This is a genomic window from Nicoliella sp. ESL1149, from assembly GCF_058107265.1.
This window is the reverse complement of sequence record NZ_JBYLUE010000004.1, coordinates 104,138-123,087: the sequence shown is the minus strand read 5'-3', so window position 1 is coordinate 123,087 and position 18,950 is coordinate 104,138. Positions and strand designations below refer to the sequence as shown.

Genomic DNA, 18,950 nt, shown 5'->3' with positions numbered 1-18,950 from the left:
TTAAAGCACAAAAAAAGCATGATTCATACGAATCATGCTTTTTAAATATGAGTTGGGCTAGAATGAACTAACATCTCCCTACGAAAGAGGTAGGAGCTCTACTTGAGCTACCAACTCGAAAAAGTTAATCACTTAACTCACAAATAATAATATATCATATTAAATATAATCGTGCAACTTTTTCTGGGAATGATTTTAATTTAATTCGACTCCGTTATCCTTAAATAGTTTAGGAAGAGGAATTAAATCTTCACCATCATATTCTTTAAAGAATTCTTCTAAACTATAATGATGAGAGTCTGGGAGGTCTTGGCGATAAACTGGACTAACTGTTTCATTTAATTTACCATTAATTAATTCTAGTTGTAGGTCTTCCACTGGCAGTGCTCGTTCATTAACAATTTTGACATCGATTAAGAAGGGTTTACCAGCTTTAGTAACTTCAATCGCTTTTTTCAAAGCTTCTGGAAGTTGTTTTTGCTTAGTTACAGTAACAGCTTCAATTCCCATTGCTTCCGCAATTTTTGCAAAATCTTGATCTTGAAGATCCAATCCAAAGAAGCTCATTGGAGCATCTTCTTGTTCACCACTAATAAAACCAAGGTCTTGATTGGAGGTAACGATATTGATTATTGGTAAATTATATTTATGGAGTGTGACTAAATCCTGAAGAACCATTGATTGAGCACCATCACCAGCAATATTAAAGACCTGTTTATCAGGATGTTCCAACTTTGCAGCCATAGCACCGGGGAGCCCAGAACCCATTGTAGCAAATAATGCTGAAATGACCCATTGATTTTGGTTAGTTAATTTCAAGTAACGGAACGTGTCGATAATGTTATTTCCGACATCAACAGAGAAGATTGCATCCTTATCAGCTAATTCATTCAAATGTTTGTATAGTTGAGGAGCATGAATTTCTTCAGTTTGAGCATTTTCAATTTTATCTAGATATTGATTCCAATTTTCCTTATCAGCAACGGCTGCCTTGAAAAATGGTGTTGGTTTAACAGCTTCACTTCTTTCAATTGCCTTATCAATAAAGATTCCGCTATCAGACCAAATTGATAGATCAATATCATGATGTTTACCTAGCTCGCTTCTGTCATTATCCACTTGGACATATTTGAAATTATGGGAAGCGTAGTAAGTATTAGCAAAAGCAAAATCACCACCAACGGCAATGACTAAATCCGCACTTGATAGAATTTCATCAGCTGGCTTAGAAGCGGCTCTGTTAGCAGTTCCTAAATATCCTTCAAAATTATAATCAACAAGTCCTTTTGCAAGTCCATCAATTACAATTGGGATTTGAAGCTTCTTAGATAATTCTACTAAAGCATCGCCATGTTCTTTAATTCCACGCCCAACATGAAAAACAGGCCGTTGAGCTTGTTTAACCATATTTAAGAATTTATCAATTTCTGAATCAGTAGCTTCTGGTTCAGGTGCTGCCTTCTTTAGTGTTGGAGAATAGGAAGTATATTTATCTTCAGGAATTTCGGCATAACCAAAATTGTTTGGAATAACAACGACAGCAACACTTTGATGTTGATATGCTTGTTTAACAGCTTGGTCGATTACGTGAGGTAAACTTTCTGGGGTCATCACAATTCGATCATAGCAGGCAACATCACTAAAAATAGGTGTCTCAGGAAATTCTTGGAAATAATCATAATTCATATTAGTGTTAGGAACTTGACCTACTAAAGCAACCACTGGAGCGTGATCAGCTTTAGCATCGTAAAGACCGTTTAATAAATTAACGGCCCCAGGACCAGCAGAACCAAAAGCAACCCCAACTTGTCCCGTTAATTTTGCGTGAGCACTAGCTGCTAGTGCAGCCACTTGTTCATGACGAACTTGAATGAAATCAATTTGATTTTGTTCTTGATGTAAAGCGGCTAATAATGAGTTTATTGAACCACCTGGGTAACCAAAAATTCTTTTAACGCCCCATGACTCTAAAACTTTCAGCGCTGCAACTCCTGCTGTAATTTTACTATCTTCTGTCATAATTGACCCTCCTCGAATATCTATCATAATTTTAGTATATCACTAACGGCCTTGAATGCTATTGATAAGGCTTTTTAGTGTAATAAGTAAAGAAGTTTAATTTATTCTTTACTTTGTGTTAGGCTTAATTTAAAAAGAATGAAAGGGCTTGTCAACATGGATTTAATTCAAGCAGTTCAACAAAGTAACAATTTTGAACAGATTATAGAAGTTTTAGATAATTATGATGTCACTTTAGAAGATTTAACGGAAGAATTGGCTGATCAATATAATATTTATTATGACGGGGGAACTAATTTCTATAAAGATTCTGAACCTGATGACGACAGCTATTTAGGCGATGGGAACCTTGATAATATTGATAAAACTAGTAAACATGATATTGTGAACTTTAATGATTTAAAGCAAATGATTATTAGTGTATTAGAATAAAATTGATAAAAAACGTTGACATTTTATTTTTTGAGTATATACTTATCATCAACGTTAGATAAACGAGTAACGAACATAAGAAAAAACGTCGTAACAGATTTCTCAGCGAGCATTGATTTGGTGAAACAATGCATTGAAGTTACGAAACGTTATCCTTCTTTAGTTAGTCAGCTGAAGTTAGTAAGCTCGACCGGTAGCAACCGTTATCATGCCAGCGTATCGTCGAAAGACTGTACGTTAAGGTCTAGATTTATTCGATCTAGATAAAATAAGGTGGTAACGCGCTTTTGGCGCCCTTAGCTTTTCACATTCGTGTGGGAACTGAGGGTGCCTTTTTGTTTATCTAATAAAATCATATAAAGAAAGAAGTGGTTCGTATGAAATCTGAGATTAGTAACACAGATGATGGCGAGATTCAGATTATGTATCAAAAAAATATAAATAAGAAGACTGTACGAATCATTATTTCTGATTCGTTCTAAAAATTAAGGAGCGATTTATTATGACAAACCAAACTGAAACTAAATTAACTGAAAATGAAGAAAAATTAGCCCAAGCTTTATACAATGCTTATACAACTCATGATGCTTTAACAATGGGTGATTGGGAAAAGACATTAGATAATGATGATGCGGCATATCGGGTTCAAGCACGTTTAATGGAACTTAAGGGTCAACCAGTTGGCGGTTATAAAGTTAGTTTAACTAGTAAACAAACTCAAGATATGTTCGACTCTAGTGAACCATTATTTGGAGCCCAAATTGAAAGTCATTTCGTTAAATCACCTGCTGATTTATCTTTAACTAAAGATTTAATGGATCCATTAGCTGAAGTTGAATTGGTTTTTAAAGCAAAAGAAGATTTATCAGTCAATGATTCGTTAGAAGATTTAATGAAGAAAACGACTGTTGCTTCTGGAGTTGAAGTTCCTGATGCTCGTTTTAAAGCATGGTTCCCAGAACTATCTAAATATTTAGTAATGGCAGATGCTGCGGTTGGTGGTTTTGTTGTTTATGGTGATGAAAAAGATACCAATGATTTTGCATTAGAAGATTTAGCAAATGTTCATACTACATTAAGTCATGATGGTAAGAAAGTCGCTGAAGGAGCTTCATCAGAAGTTCTAGGCAATCCAGTTAACTCATTACAATGGTTGGTTAAGAAGTTAGCTGAACAAGGAAAGACATTTAAAAAGGGCCAACGAGTTTCAGCAGGAACATTCTTATTACCTCCTCACTTAACTGAAGGTAAGTGGACTGCAACATTTGATAATGGGTTCAGTGATGTTACTGTGAATGTTACAAGATAAATTAAATCAAATAAAAAATTCTCCACGATAACAAAGTCGTGGAGAATTTTTTTTATTTGTTCAATAAGTGATGCTTAATTAAATACTGTTTAGCAACATTTGCGGCACTTTGATGTTTAACACCAACTAAATAATTCATTTTTTGCATGTCTGAATCACTAATTTTACCGGCTAACTTACTCAATGCTACTTTCACACCAGGATGACTAACTAAAAATTCATGATTCATTAGTGGGGCTCCTTGGTATGGTGGGAAGAAATGTAAATTATCTTTTAACGTTACTAAATGATACTGCTTGATTTGTGGATCAGTAGTATAACCATCGACTAAATTAACTTTATCATTTGCGATTGCTTTGTAACGAATGGCAGGAGACATCGTTAAGTAATTGAACTTAAGATTGTATTTAGCTTTAATCCCTTTATAACCATCTGGTTCGTAAGCAAAGTCAGTATCAAAACCAGCTTTGATTTTAGAAGAAATTCGTTTTAAATCAGAAATAGTTTTAAGATGATATTTTTTGGCAAAGCTAGCTTTAACAGCAAGATCATAACCATTTTGATAATGCATTGGTTTTAAATAATCCATATTAAATTTATTCTTAAGGCTATTTCTAGCAATATCATATGTCTTTTGAGGATTTTTATTGATCAACTTAGGTTGATTAGTGATTGCCTCTAAAACGGTACCTGTAAATTCTGGATAGATGTTAATTCGATTTGATTTTAATGCTTGAGATAAGAATTGCGTTGTTCCAAAGTTAGGTTTTAAGATAACTTTTTGTTGAGGATCTTGTTGTTGAATTAAATCTTTATACATATTGATTAGAATTTCTGGTTCACTACCTAGTTTACCAGCAATGATGATGGTCTTATTTTGATTCGAATTCTTAAATTGATTATAAGCTGTTCCCCCAGCAATTAAAATTAATAGAACAATAATTGCTGTAACCATTTTCTTCAGTGAAAGTTTAGCGATTAACTTAATGATTCCACTAAAAATGAGGGCTAATAATGCTGAACAGACAGCTCCAATGATTAAGAAACTATCATTATTAGTTTCAATTCCTAAAATGATGTATGTTCCTAAACCACCTGCTCCAATTAAAGCAGCTAAAGTAGCTGTTCCAATGACTAATACAGTTGCAATCCGAATTCCTGATAATATGATTGGCATTGCAATTGGTAGCTGGTAATTCCAAAGGCGTTCCATTCTTGTAAGACCAAATGCTTTTCCAGCTTCTTCTAAGTTTTCATCGATAGATGTTAAAGCAGAATATGTGGATTGAAAGATGGGCATAATTGCATAAATAACTAATGCAACGATTGAAGGAGTTGTTCCAATCCCAACAAAGGGAATCAATAACCCTAGCAAAGCTAAACTAGGGATGGTTTGAAAAATCCCGGTAATTTGTAAACAAAATTCTGCGATATGTTTATGTTCTCGAAGAATAATGGCTAATGGAATTGCAATAATTGCAGCAATTAAAATTGAAACTATTGATAAGACAATGTGTTGGCCTAATGCTGAAATGATTTGTTGATGTTGTTGTTCAATTACGTGGATTAAATTATTCATGATCACGATCCCCCTGTTTTCCTAAATAAGCTAATAGGTCGGCAGTATTAATCTGCCATTTTTGCTTATTGAAGGTTACGATAACATATGGGAGTTTTTGAAGTTCCCTTGCTAATTCAGCAATTGAAGCATCGTATCTAATCATATCATTGTTATCGGGGCTCGCTTTCATCGCGTTTCCAGCATTAATAAGATCATAAACTTGTTCTTGATGGTGATTTTTGAACATTTGACGAACTAAGTCATCTTTAGGATGTTGTAACAATGCCTCAGGAGTATCAACTTGAATTAATTTTCCGTTATGAAGAACTGCAATTTGATCTCCCATTTTTAAAGCTTCATTCATATCATGAGTGACAAAAATGATGGTGTTTTGTAATTTTCGATGAAGCTTTAAGGTTAGGTCCTGTAATTTTGTTCGATAGATCGGATCTAAAGCACTAAATGGTTCATCCATTAAAATTAAATCTGGATTGATGGCCAATGCTCGAATGATTCCAATTCGTTGTTGTTCACCACCAGAGAGTTCGTTTGGCATTCGGTGACCAAATTTTTCTGGATCAATTCCACTTTCTTGCATTAATTGTTTTGCATTTGTTAATCTTTTTCTCTTATTAATATGTAGAGCTTTTAATTGAATTCCAATGTTTTCATAAATATTTAAATTAGGAAATAGGGCGATGTTTTGAAGTACATATCCCATATGGAGGCGAAGCTTCCGAATATCGTAATCGTTTAAAGCTTTATTAGCTAGTTCGATTTTTCCACTAGTTGGATCGATAAGTCGATTGATTAGTTTTAGGAGGGTCGTTTTCCCACTTCCGCTGGGTCCAACAATTACAAAAATTTTGTTTTTTGGGATTGTTAAATTTATTTTATGCAGAGCATCATTATTACCGTAAGTTTTAGATACTTCTTGAAATTTAATAATACTAGAATTGTTTAGTACCATGAATAATTCTCCTATTTAAAGATTATTAACTATATTACTCATGATACACTATTTATTTGATTTGTCAGTACACAATCTATTTTATTTTGATGATGTTATGAAAAATAACATAATGTTGTATACAAATTGATTTTGTTCTGTTATTATATAAACAAGCAAAAATATATGTAATAATATATAACATGAAAGGGTGTTAGTAATGAAAAGGTTACATAAGATAACCATTGTTGGTTTAACGATGTTACTGTCGTTAGTCATGTTTGTTGGATGGGGACAGTCCGTTCAAGCCAAAGCAGAGAAAACCTATAACATTGACACAGATGTTACATTTCCTCCGTTTGAATTTGCCAACAACCAAAATAAATATGTTGGAATTGATATTGATATTATGAAAGCAATTGCTAAAGATCAAGGTTTCAAAGTTAAAATGAAACCTGTTGCCTTTAGTGGAGCTCTTCAAGCCGTTCAATCTGGTCAAGCTGATGGTGTGATTGCTGGAATGAATATCACTCCTGAGAGAGCAAAAACCTTTGGTTTCTCAAAGCCTTATTACAGCTCAGGAGTTTCAACTGTTGTTTCTGATAAAAGTGATATCCATAGTTTATCGCAATTAAGAGGTAAAAAAGTTGCAGTTAAAACCGGAACGAATGGTGCAGCATACGCTAGTAAAATGAGTAAAAAGTATCATTTTAAAGTTACAACTTTTGATGAATCTAATGATATGTATCAAGATGTTATTACTGGAAACTCAGCAGCTTGTTTTGAAGACCAACCAGTTATTCAATATGCTATTAAGACTGGAGCAAAATTAAAAGTGATTGGCAAACCTGCTAATATTGGTCAATATGGTTTTGCTGTTGATAAAGGAAAGAACAAAGTATTATTAGCTAAATTCAATAAGGGTCTCGCTCACATTAAAAAAACGGGTGAATACCAAAGAATTGTTGATCATTACTTAAAGAGTGAAAAGAAAGCTACTGACACTAATTCATGGATGGGAATCTTAAAACAAAATAAGAAATTTCTACTTCAAGGATTTGGCGAAACCGTTTGGTTAAGTATCATTTCCATTATTTGTGCAACGATTTTTGGAATTATCGTTGGTCTTCTTGGGGTTTTACCTAATAAATTCTGCCAAGGATTATCAAGTACGATTATCTACTTCTTCCGTGGTTTACCATTACTAGTCCTAGCGTTATTCATTTATACTGGAGTGCCAACCTTAATTGGAACTAAAGTTTCAGCTTTTACAGCCGGGGTAATTACTCTAATGCTTGATGAGGGAGCTTATATTGCGGCCTTCGTTCGTGGAGGAATTAATTCAGTTGATAAGGGACAAATGGAAGCAGCTCGGAGTTTAGGATTACCATTTAGTAAATCCATGCGAAAGGTTATCTTACCACAAGGAATTAGAATCATTATTCCTTCCTTTATTAATCAATTTATCATTACATTAAAAGATACTTCTATTTTATCCGTAATTGGAATTCTAGAATTAACACAAGCTGGGAAAATTATTATTGCTAGAAACTTACAAGGATTTAAGGTTTGGACAATTATTGCATTGATTTATATTGTTGTAATAACCGTCTTAACTTGGCTTTCCAAATTGGTTGAAAGGAGAAGCAAATTATGAGTGAAAAGGCGATTGTGAAGGTAACAGATTTGAATAAGATATATGGAAGTAACCATGTGTTAAAAGACATTAACTTTCATGTAGATAAAAATGAAGTGGTCGTAATTATTGGCCCTTCTGGCTCCGGTAAAAGTACATTGCTTCGTTCATTGAATCATTTGGAAGTTCCTACTTCTGGAAAAATTGAAGTTAATGGGCAGGATACAACTAGTAAAAACGTCGACATTAATAAAGTACGTGAAAATTTAGGGATGGTTTTCCAACATTTTAATTTATTTAATAACTTAACTGTTGGTGAAAATATTACGTTAGCCCCAACGCAATTAAAAAAAGAAGATAAAGCTACAGCAATTAAAACTGCAAAAAAGCTTTTAGAAACGGTTAACCTTAGTGATAAATACGATGCTCGTGTTCAATCATTATCGGGTGGTCAAAAACAACGGATTGCAATTGCAAGAGCTTTAGCAATGAATCCAGATATTATGTTATTTGATGAACCAACCAGTGCTCTAGATCCAGAAATGGTTGGGGATGTGTTGAATGTTATGAAAAAACTTGCTTCAAAAGGAATGACAATGGTCGTTGTCACTCACGAAATGGGATTTGCACGTGAAGTTGCTGATCGGGTCGTTTTTGTTGATGATGGACACGTTCTCGAATCAGGAACACCAGAAGAAATTTTTGATCATCCAAAAAGTCCGCGTTTACAAACATTTTTATCAAAAGTTCTAAAATAAAAGAAGAAGTGCTCAGAAATGAGCACTTTTTTTGTATCTTTAGATGTTGATATATCAATGTTTACAGAAATAAAATGAAAAAGTTTTAATTTTTAAGTGTTTTACACTTGTGTTATATTACAAATGTGGTATAGTAGTAAATGAAGTGAGGGGGATGAAAAAGAGATGCGAATAGATATTAAATCGTATTTGGATCATGAGAACCTAACGATTTACCGAGTTTCAAAGGAATCGGGATATGGTTACACGACCCTTCACAAATCATTCAATAAGCATCAAACTGGTGCTACTTCTATGAATATCAGAGATTTAGATGCACTAGCAAAAGCACAACATATTCAAATGTGGAAAGTTCTGAAAGAACTTGAAGAACATTACTTGGATGATTAATAAATTATAAATAAATTAAAATAAAAAAAGAAATGGGGATATAAATTATGGCTAGATTTTCAAACGATCCATTCGGTGATTTCGGTAACATGGATGATATTTTTAATAATTTAATGGGCGGCATGAACGGACAAAATAATGCTCATCGTCGTTACATGGTCAATGGACAAGAAGTTACCCCAGAACAGTTAGAACAAATGAAGAAGAACGGTCAATTAGATGGCCAAATGAACGGTCAACCTCAACAAGGAAAACAAAAGACAAGTGTATTGAGCAAACTAGGTCGTAACTTAACTAAAGAAGCACGTGAAGGCAAGTTGGATCCAGTTATTGGCCGTGATAAAGAAATTCAGGAAACAGCTGAAATCTTGTCTCGTCGGATTAAGAACAATCCTGTATTAGTCGGAGATGCCGGTGTTGGTAAGACTGCTGTTGTTGAAGGACTTGCTCAAGCAATTGTTAAGGGAAATGTTCCTGCTGCAATTAAGAATAAGGAAATTATTAGTATTGATATTTCTGCTCTTGAAGCTGGAACTCAATATCGTGGAAGTTTTGAAGAAAACATTCAAAACATGTTGAAAGAAGTTAAGGCAAGAAAGAACGTTATTTTGTTCTTTGATGAAATTCATCAAATTTTAGGTGCTGGTAATGCTGGTGATAACAATGGTTCTAAGGGATTATCTGATATTTTGAAACCAGCTTTGTCTAGAGGAGAAGTTACTGTTATTGGTGCTACGACTCAAGACGAATATCGGAATACAATTATGAAAGATGCTGCTTTAGCTCGTCGATTCAATCCAGTACAAATTAAAGCACCAACTCCTGAAATTGCTTTTGAAATTATGAAAGGAATTCGTCCTTTATACGAAAAACATCACAATGTTGAATTACCTGATGATGTTTTAAAGGCAACCATTAGTTATGCTGATCAATATATTCCACAACGTCACTTACCTGATAAGGCAATTGACTTACTTGATGTTACAGCTGCTCACTTAGCTGCTCAACATCCAGTTGTGGATCAAAAGGATATTGAAAAACAAATTGAAGCTGAAAAAGATGCTCAACAAAAGGCTGCTGATAAGGAAGACTTTGAAGATGCATTGAAGCACAAGAACAAGATTGATGAATTGCAAAAACAATTAAGTTCTACTAATAAATCTAAGAAGGTTACAGCCACTGTAAATGATGTTGCTCAAGCTGTTGAAAGAATCACTGGAATTCCTGTTGCTAAAATGGGTAGTAGTGACATTCAACGCTTAAAGGGCTTAGGTGACCGTCTTAAGGGTAAAGTCATTGGACAAGACGAAGCTGTTCAAGATGTTGCACGTGCAATTCGTCGTAACCGTGCTGGTTTTGATGATGGAAATCGTCCTATTGGAAGTTTCTTATTCGTTGGACCTACTGGTGTTGGTAAGACTGAATTAGCAAAGCAATTAGCATTGGATATGTTTGGAAGTAAGGATGACATTATCCGTTTGGATATGTCTGAATACTCAGACAGAACTGCTGTATCTAAGTTAATTGGTGCTACTGCTGGATATGTTGGATACAATGATAACAATAATACTTTAACTGAAAAAGTTCGTCGTAATCCTTACTCAATCATTCTGTTAGATGAAATTGAAAAAGCTAATCCACAAGTAATTACTTTATTACTTCAAGTTTTAGATGATGGTCGTTTAACTGATGGTCAAGGGAATACTGTTAACTTTAAGAATACTGTTATTATTGCAACTTCAAATGCAGGGTTCAGTAATGAAGAAATTACTGGAAACCAAAAGAAGGATGCAACTTTAATGGAAAAATTAGCACCATACTTCAGACCAGAATTCTTGAACAGATTTAACGCCATTGTTGAATTCTCACACTTAACCAAAGATGATTTGAAACAAATCGTTAACTTGATGTTAAGTGATGTTAACATTACCCTAGCTAAGAAGGGAATGGACGTTAAGGTTACTGATGCAGCTAAAAACTACTTGATCGATCAAGGATACGATGAAGCTATGGGTGCTCGTCCATTACGTCGAGTAATTGAAAAACAAGTTCGTGATAAGATTACAGACTTCTATCTTGATCATACTGATGTAAAACACTTATTAGCTGATATGGATGATGGTAAGTTGGTAATTAGCGAACGTAAAGATGATGCTAAAGAAAACGATGAAAAGAAAGACTAATTAAGGTTAACTAAAAAGTTAAACTTAATTTATTATAAAAAGAAGCAATCTCTGATTGCTTCTTTTTATTTGCATTTAAGTAATTTTCATTATTATTTATTAAAAAGCTGATTAAAAAACATCTTAGTGTTTTGACTAGGATGCTTTTTTTGTATGGTCGTTATTTTTATCCTCAAATGACTTTGTTATTAATTTGATATATAATAATTAAATATATTAATCTAAAAATTTTATCCTAATTAATTATAAAAAGGAAGTACATATGTTAAAAAAAGAAAAATTTGAAATGAAAGAGAAAAAATTATTACATAAAGTTGGTAAACGATGGGTAATACTGGGTATTACTACGCTGGGAGTCCTTGGTGCTAGTTACGATACAGCTCATGCTGATTCTAATGTATCTACAACTAAAAACCTATCAGATGATAATGCAACGAACGAACAATCCCAACCCCAAAATAATTATGCCAATGAAGATCAAAGTCCTTATGATTCTAATGCAACGGTAAGTAATGATACCAATGCCTATACTAGGGGAACATCAACTGTTGATTCTATTAGTACTAGTTCTGATTCGAATACATCGGCAGTTGCTAGTTCAAACGATAATCCAAGTAGTTCATCAAATAATGCTGATGTTAGTTCTAATCTACATTATTCAGACGCAAATTTAACTTCAAGCACTAGTGAATATCCTGCAAATTCATTTAGTAATACTAATTCTAATTCTTATAATACTTCGACAACTATAGAATCTAATCGATCAACCAATGAAAGTCAAAATTCAAATTCATATTATTTAGATGATATTGTTGAAAGTGATACTAATCCTTATGCAACCTCGACGGAGACAGATGAAGAATCTAGTGACACTTCAGATGTTCTTAGCTTAAATTCTAATGATAATGATACGGCTAGTTCGGATTTTGCTAATTATACGTCTGCAGAAAAAGATGAGATGAAACATTTAGATTATCTTTTAATGCGTCGTTTGCAACCAACGATGGAATCAGCTACTAATGCAGCTCTTGATTCATATAATGATGTTCTTGCTGATGGAGCTTCTGTGACCATTGATATTTCGTCACTATCATCAACAGCTGCTAGTTCAGCTTCCGGGAGTTTAGTTAATATTAATTCTGAACTTACAAGTATTGCAGATGCTTATAATTCATATGTTGATGAATTTTCTAGCTATAATGATAATAATATCCAGGTTCAAGGAGATAGAACTAATTCAGAAAAGAATAAGATTTATAATAGTGGAGCAGTTTTAGTTAATAATTTCATTGATTTCTATAATATTTATGGTGACGGGAGTTTTGTACAAAATCGGGTGAGTCAAGCTGATTCTATTACTAGTGTTGCTTTTCAAAGTATGTCAGCGGAAGCCCAATCAAAGGCAGATTCAATAGCGCAATCCGAAGCCGCATCAGTTGCGCAATCGAAAGCAGATTCCCTTGCGCAGTCTGAAGCCGCATCAGCTGCTCAGTCAAAAGCTGCATCCATAGCGCAATCCGAAGCCGCATCAGCCGAGCAATCCAAGGCAAATTCCATAGCGCAGTCTCAAGCCGCATCAATAGTACAATCTGAGGCCGCATCAGCTGCTCAGTCAAAAGCTGCATCCATAGCGCAATCCGAAGCCGCATCAGCCGAGCAATCCAAGGCAAATTCCATAGCGCAGTCTGAAGCCGCATCAATAGCACAATCTGAGGCCGCATCAGCTGCCCAGTCAAAAGCCGCATCCATAGCGCAATCCGAAGCCGCATCAGTTGCGCAATCGAAAGCAGATTCCCTTGCGCAGTCTCAAGCAGCATCAGCTGCCCAATCAAAAGCCGCATCCATAGCGCAATCCGAAGCCGCATCAGTTGCACAATCGAAAGCAGATTCCATAGCGCAGTCTCAAGCCGCATCCATAGCACAATCTGAGGCCACATCAGCTGCCCAGTCAAAAGCCGCATCCATAGCGCAATCCGAAGCCGCATCATCTGCTCAATCAAAAGCCGCATCCATAGCGCAATCTGAAGCCGCATCAGTTGCCCAATCAAAAGCCGCATCAATAGCACAATCTGAAACCGTATCAGCTGAGCAATCCAAGGCAAATTCCCTTGCGCAGTCTCAATCTGCCTCTGTGGCTAAATCAAAATCAGCTTCTATCGCTCAGTCCGAAGCAGTTTTAATCGAACAACAATCCAAGGCAAACTCTATTGCTCAGTCTCGAGCCGCTTCTGTGGCACAATCAAGAGCAGATTCCATAGCTGATTTTCAATCTGCATCAGTTGCTCAATCAAAAGCAAATTCCATTTCACAGTCTCAATCAGCTTCGTTTGCAAAATCAAGAGCCAATTCCATAGCGCAATCTGAAGCCACTTCTGTAGCACAATCAAGAGCAAACTCCATAGCGCAGTCTCAATCAGCTTCAGTAGCTCAATCAAAGACTAACTCTATCGTTCAATCAAAGTCTATCTCTGAAGCTAATTCGGTATCAAAATCAGACACGATAGCTCAATCAAAACCATCAACTAAATCGGAAACTACTTCTACTTCTGATTCACAGCATTATTCTTCTGTTAATTCTGAAGTGAAATCTAGTTCTTCAACTCAATCACCAGTGGTAAAATCTATTTTTAATTCAACAAATGATTCAAACACAACAATTCCTGCATCCAATCAGCAAGTTACTGATGTTAATGGAACGGATTCAATTTTACAAAGTTCCCAATCAGAAGCAACATCAAAGTTGGATATGAAAGAAAATGCCCAAAGTAGACAAATAAATGAATCTAATAATGATGCAACTAACGGTTCGTTCGTTGGATACATTGCAAATGACAGTTCAACGAGCAGTTCCAATAATAGTGAGTCTAATTCAGCGTCTGAAAATAAAACTAATAGCAATTCAACTAAAAGTAAAGACAATCATCATTCAATTCATTATTCTAAGAAAACGGTAAGAGTAAACAAAAACGCGAAATACTATTCAAGAATATCTGAATTTAAAAAAACTAAAAACAATAAATATCATTCTGGGACAATGAAACAAAAAGCATTCTTATACGTTTTGAAAAAACACAGTTTGCATCGTTTTAGTTTCTTAAAAACAGGTAAAAAATTATCAATTAAAAAAGTTGTTCGAGTTGGGAATAAAAAATATTTAAAATTATCGAATAACACTTATCTTGAAGCACTTCGTAGGAACATTAAAAATAAATAATAAAAAGCATTCCTCATTTTAAATTCAGAATGAGAAATGCTTTTTTGTAATTTGAATGTTAAATTATTTTATTTGATAAACCTTACTTTCATAAGGACGAAGTGTCGTATTTTTATCATCATCATAATTATTCAATAATAACTTACCATCAGCCTGCTTATAATCACGGGATACTTCCTTATCGGTAAAATTACTGATGACTAAAACAGTGTGATTCTCATAGTTTCGAGTGTAAGCAAAAACTTCGTTATCTTCAGGATCTAATGGTTTAAAATCACCATATTGGATAACGTCGTTCGCTCTTCTAATTTGAACTAATTTTTGATAGTGATAGTAGACAGAGTTTTTATCCTTTAATGCATCTTCAACGTTAATTTCAGGGTAGTTTGGATTTAAAGCGAACCAAGGTTTAGTATTTGAAAAACCACCATTAGTTGCATTCTTCCAAGGCATTGGAGTCCGTGCATTGTCTCGTGAACGATCAGCGAGGTATTTTAGCATGGTGTCTTTATCAACTAAGTGCTTTTCATCAACAAAATCATGATATGCGTTGATGGAGTCAGCATCTTCATATTGAGATAATTTGGTGTAATGTGAGTTGGTCATCCCAATTTCTTCTCCTTCATAAACAAAAGGAGTTCCTTGCATCATGTGTAAAGTCGTTGCTAACATTTTGGCTGAAACAACACGATACTTAGGATCATCATTAGCAAATCGAGAAACAGCCCGAGGTTGGTCATGATTGTTCCAGTAAAGACTATTCCAACCCTTACCATTTAGTTCAACTTGCCAACGACTCAAAGCGTGTTTAAGATCAGTTAGTTTAATCTTTCCATCGTACCATTTACCCATTTCAGGATTAGGATTTCCTGCTAGATCAACATGTTCAAATTGAAAGACCATGTTTAGTTCACTACCGTTTAAATTAGTAAATTCAGCAGCGGATTCAGGAGTAGCAGTTCCCATTTCTCCAACAGTTAAGACATGATCATATTGAGAGAAAACATCTTTGTTCATGGTTCTTAAATAACCATTTAACTTGTCTAGATCTGGTTTTGCATTTGCCAAGTTTTTGAATGGATGTTCAATTTTATCACCATTGAATTTGGGTTTAGCGATGAAGTCAATTGCATCTAATCGAAAGCCACTAACCCCTCGATCTAACCAAAACTTCATTACGTCTTCTAGTGATTTACGAACCTTTGGATTATTCCAATTTAAATCGGGTTGTTGTGGTAAGAAACTATGGAGATAATATTGATTTCTAGATTTAACATATGTCCAAGCAGAACCAAGAAATACGCCTTCCCAGTCGTTAGGTTCATGGCCATCGACTGGATCACGCCAAATATAATAATCAGAATAAGGGTTATCTTTAGATTTCTTACTTTCTTGGAACCATTTGTGTTGATCAGAACTATGATTGAAAACCAAATCCATAATAATTCCAATGTGATTTTCTTTGGCAACTTTGAGCATTTTATCAAAATCATCCATTGTTCCATATGCTGGTTGGATTGAAGTGTAATCACTAATATCATATCCATTATCCTTATTAGGGGATTTATAAATTGGATTCAACCAAATATAATTTGCTCCTAATTTGTGAATGTATGGAAGATGTTCTGTAATTCCATTTAAATCACCAATTCCATCATTATTAGTATCTTGAAAACTCATTGGATAAATTTGATATACAACTGAATCAGCAAACCAAGGTCTAGTACTCATTAATATCTCCTCCTAAATTAATTGGATAATTTATTACCTTTCGAATATAGTTATATACCTTTTTAAAAAATCTTTCTAATGTTTTTATCTTTTATTTGAATCTGATTTTATTATAAAAATTAAATTATATATTAAGGCTGGCATAGAAATCTGAAAAAGAATGAAATTAGACTCAATATTTGTTAAAATTTAATCAATATAGATGGACGAATTTAAAGGATGGTTATAAATGGAAGAGTATTCAAACTTATATAATGAAGCATTAGGCGATATGGCAAAGAAAAAGTATGCCCAAGCTGTTGAAGTATTAACTTCCGCAATTGAAGAAAACGCTGATGCAGCGAAGACATATTTTGAACGTGCAAAGTGCTACCGTCAATTATTGCGTCCACAATTAGCAATTGATGATTTACATACTGCAATTAAACTGGGAAAAAATGATTCTTCAGTATATTTTCAAATGGGATTGAATCAATGTCAATTAAAGGACTATCGCAAAGCGATTAAATCATTTGATAATGTTATTAAAATTGATGATGGCAATAAGGATGCATTGTTATGGAAAGCCGAATGTCAACGAGAAAGTAATAAACCAGCCAAAGCAATTTTGACGATTAATGATGCGATTGATATTGCTCCAAAGGATTATAATCTTTACTTATTTAGAAGCTACTATAATTATTTGATTGACAAAGAAGATCGGATGCTTTTAGATTTGAACTTAGTAATTGATCACGATAGTGGAAATGTAAGTGCTTATTTAATGCGCGGATTATTATATTGCAATCGTCAGGAAATTAGTAGTGCTGAAACTGATTTTAAAAAGGTTCTTGACTTAGATTATGGTAATTCAATTGCTCAAAAGAAGATTGATGAGATTGATGCTTCTAAGGTTACTCCAGATTACAAATTTGAAGATAGTTTATACCGATTAAGTGAAGTTTTACCAAAGTTACCATATCAAAATCCTAAGATTCCAGTTCTAGGTAGTATGGGTGATGATGACGATGAAGAAGACGTAAGTGAACCAGAAGATAAAGATGCTGATGAACAAGAACATCATGATACCACGTTCGATGATTTAGTTGGTTTAGATGGAGTCAAAAAACAAATCAAAGCTAATGTTGCGGTTTGGCAAATTAACCGTGAATTAAAAAAACGGGGATTACCTCAAACTGATAGCCCACTTAGTTTAGTCTTTGATGGGAATTCAGGAACTGGAAAAACTAAAATTGCGGAATTGCTAAGTAAACATTTAAATCATTTGGGAATTGTCCCAGAAGAACATTTTATTATTGTTACTCCTAAAAATTTAGTATCTCCATATCCAGATCAATCCAGTGATAAAACTCAATATGTCCTTGATAAGATTAAAGGGGGAACCCTTTTAATTAAAAACATTAATGATTTATTGAAATATAAGGAAAATAATGCTTATTTGGAAGTCTTAGATCAGTTAAAGAGAACATTAACTGATAAAGAAAATCAAACCATGATTATCTTGTCAGGAGAAAAACAAAAGGTGCAAGAATTTATGGAAAAAACTGATTTCGATTTTCAAAATTTGTTTGATAACCAGATTGATTTTAAAGACTACACAAATGAAGAATTACTTCGTTTCTTGACACTCCGAATTAAACAACAACAAAAGAATTTTGATAGCCAAGAAACACTTGAATATCTTCAAACAAAATTAAATCGTTACTTTTTGATTCACAATCATGCTGAATTAGGAAATGCTCATTTTGTTCAAAAAATCGTTAATACTTTAAATAGTGCCCAAAGTTTACGTTTATCTAAATCTGATATTAACGGATTAACTGATGATGATTTTAAGACGCTTACAATGGAAGATGTTAAGGCCATGCTATTGAAATTGAACGTTTTGAGTCAAACCCCAATTGAATCTGGCCAACATAGTGCTGATGATCAACTTCAAGATATGATTGGATTAACCCCCATTAAGAAACAAATTAAAAAATACATTGCTAATGCGATGGTTTCCAAAAAGATGGGGGAACTCCATCTTGATTTAGCAAACATGAACATGATTTTTGCTGGAAGTGCCGGAACTGGGAAAACCACAGTTGCTAGGTTATTCAGTCAAATTATGTATGAATATGGGATTTTGAAAACGAACCATTTTAATGAAGTTAGTGCTCGTGATTTGGTGGCTAGTTATGTTGGGCAAACGGCTCCTAAAACGCATAAACAAGTTAAGAAGGCATTAGGTGGGATCCTCTTTATTGATGAAGCCTATGCATTACAACCATCATCTAACAATGGGGATTACAATCGAGAAGCGGTTGATCAATTAGTTAAAGATATGGAAGATTATAAAGATAATCTAGTAGTTGTTTTGGCTGGTTACACTAAGCCAATGGAACATTTCTTGAACGATTCTAATCCCGGATTACGTTCTCGTTTTAATCATTGGGTAACGTTCCCAGATTATAGTAATGATGAAATGTTAGAAATTCTTGATTTTCAATTGAATAAACAGAAATTAACTTTTAGTAGTCAACGAACCCGAAAGATATTGGGGAAAGACCTCATGGAAATCTTTAAAAACACTGATCATAATAAATTAGGGAATGCTCGTTTTATTCGTCAGGTTGTTGCTAATCTAGTTGAAAATAAGAACCTACGATTAGTTGATGAAATTAATTTACCTAATTTTGATAATGAAGATCTACACATAATTAATCGAGCTGATGTTGACAAAACATTCAATGGATTGCAAGAAGAGTACTTACAAGACAAGTAAA

12 protein-coding genes are annotated in these 18,950 nt (G+C 34.1%); 8 read left to right on the top strand and 4 right to left on the bottom strand.

Annotated elements, in window-relative coordinates:
* Positions 1-195 precede the first annotated feature (195 nt).
* On the bottom strand, positions 196-2,019 hold the full coding sequence (spxB, locus tag AC3B6G_RS06565) for a pyruvate oxidase (RefSeq protein WP_489849611.1): 1,824 nt from the start codon (positions 2,017-2,019) through the stop codon (positions 196-198).
* A gap of 138 nt (positions 2,020-2,157) precedes the next feature.
* On the opposite strand from spxB, the gene AC3B6G_RS06560 reads away from it, so the two are divergent.
* On the top strand, positions 2,158-2,451 hold the full coding sequence (locus tag AC3B6G_RS06560; RefSeq protein WP_489849610.1) for a hypothetical protein: 294 nt from the start codon (positions 2,158-2,160) through the stop codon (positions 2,449-2,451).
* Positions 2,452-2,953: 502 nt separating this feature from the next.
* On the top strand, positions 2,954-3,760 hold the full coding sequence (locus AC3B6G_RS06555; RefSeq protein ID WP_489849609.1) for a 2-keto-4-pentenoate hydratase: 807 nt from the start codon (positions 2,954-2,956) through the stop codon (positions 3,758-3,760).
* A 52-nt stretch (positions 3,761-3,812) separates the two neighbouring features.
* On the opposite strand, the gene AC3B6G_RS06550 is transcribed toward AC3B6G_RS06555, so the two are convergent.
* Together AC3B6G_RS06550 and AC3B6G_RS06545 are read right to left on the bottom strand one after the other, a co-directional pair.
* Entirely contained in the window at positions 3,813-5,339 is a 1,527-nt protein-coding gene (locus tag AC3B6G_RS06550) for an ABC transporter permease/substrate-binding protein (protein WP_489849608.1), read from the bottom strand.
* Positions 5,332-6,291: an ATP-binding cassette domain-containing protein gene (locus AC3B6G_RS06545; RefSeq protein WP_489849607.1), complete on the bottom strand. Its 960-nt coding sequence runs from the start codon at positions 6,289-6,291 to the stop codon at positions 5,332-5,334. The genes AC3B6G_RS06550 and AC3B6G_RS06545 overlap by 8 nt, the downstream gene beginning before the upstream one ends.
* 199 nt (positions 6,292-6,490) lie before the next feature.
* Between AC3B6G_RS06545 and AC3B6G_RS06540 the strand changes: the two genes are divergently transcribed.
* The 5 genes from AC3B6G_RS06540 to AC3B6G_RS06520 all read left to right on the top strand — a co-directional run bounded on the left by AC3B6G_RS06540 (position 6,491) and on the right by AC3B6G_RS06520 (position 14,451).
* Complete coding sequence (locus AC3B6G_RS06540; protein ID WP_489849606.1) at positions 6,491-7,927, top strand: ABC transporter substrate-binding protein/permease; 1,437 nt, start codon at positions 6,491-6,493, stop codon at positions 7,925-7,927.
* Positions 7,924-8,664 (top strand): amino acid ABC transporter ATP-binding protein, encoded by a 741-nt coding sequence (locus AC3B6G_RS06535; RefSeq protein ID WP_489849605.1) that lies wholly within the window; start codon positions 7,924-7,926, stop codon positions 8,662-8,664. Before AC3B6G_RS06540 ends, AC3B6G_RS06535 begins: the two co-directional genes overlap by 4 nt.
* Before the next feature lie 165 nt (positions 8,665-8,829).
* Positions 8,830-9,054 (top strand): transcriptional regulator, encoded by a 225-nt coding sequence (locus AC3B6G_RS06530; RefSeq protein WP_489849604.1) that lies wholly within the window; start codon positions 8,830-8,832, stop codon positions 9,052-9,054.
* Positions 9,055-9,101: 47 nt separating this feature from the next.
* Positions 9,102-11,237, top strand: coding sequence for an ATP-dependent Clp protease ATP-binding subunit (locus AC3B6G_RS06525; protein WP_489849603.1), 2,136 nt, complete (start codon positions 9,102-9,104; stop codon positions 11,235-11,237).
* A 262-nt stretch (positions 11,238-11,499) separates the two neighbouring features.
* Entirely contained in the window at positions 11,500-14,451 is a 2,952-nt protein-coding gene (locus AC3B6G_RS06520) for a KxYKxGKxW signal peptide domain-containing protein (RefSeq protein WP_489849602.1), read from the top strand.
* 63 nt (positions 14,452-14,514) lie between these two features.
* On the opposite strand, the gene AC3B6G_RS06515 is transcribed toward AC3B6G_RS06520, so the two are convergent.
* The gene (locus AC3B6G_RS06515) at positions 14,515-16,182 is read right to left on the bottom strand and encodes a glycoside hydrolase family 13 protein (protein WP_489849601.1); all 1,668 of its coding nucleotides are present in this window, start codon (positions 16,180-16,182) and stop codon (positions 14,515-14,517) included.
* 229 nt (positions 16,183-16,411) lie between these two features.
* Between AC3B6G_RS06515 and AC3B6G_RS06510 the strand changes: the two genes are divergently transcribed.
* A complete protein-coding gene (locus AC3B6G_RS06510; RefSeq protein ID WP_489849600.1) occupies positions 16,412-18,949 on the top strand; it encodes an AAA family ATPase in 2,538 nt (845 codons plus the stop codon).
* Position 18,950 lies beyond the last annotated feature (1 nt).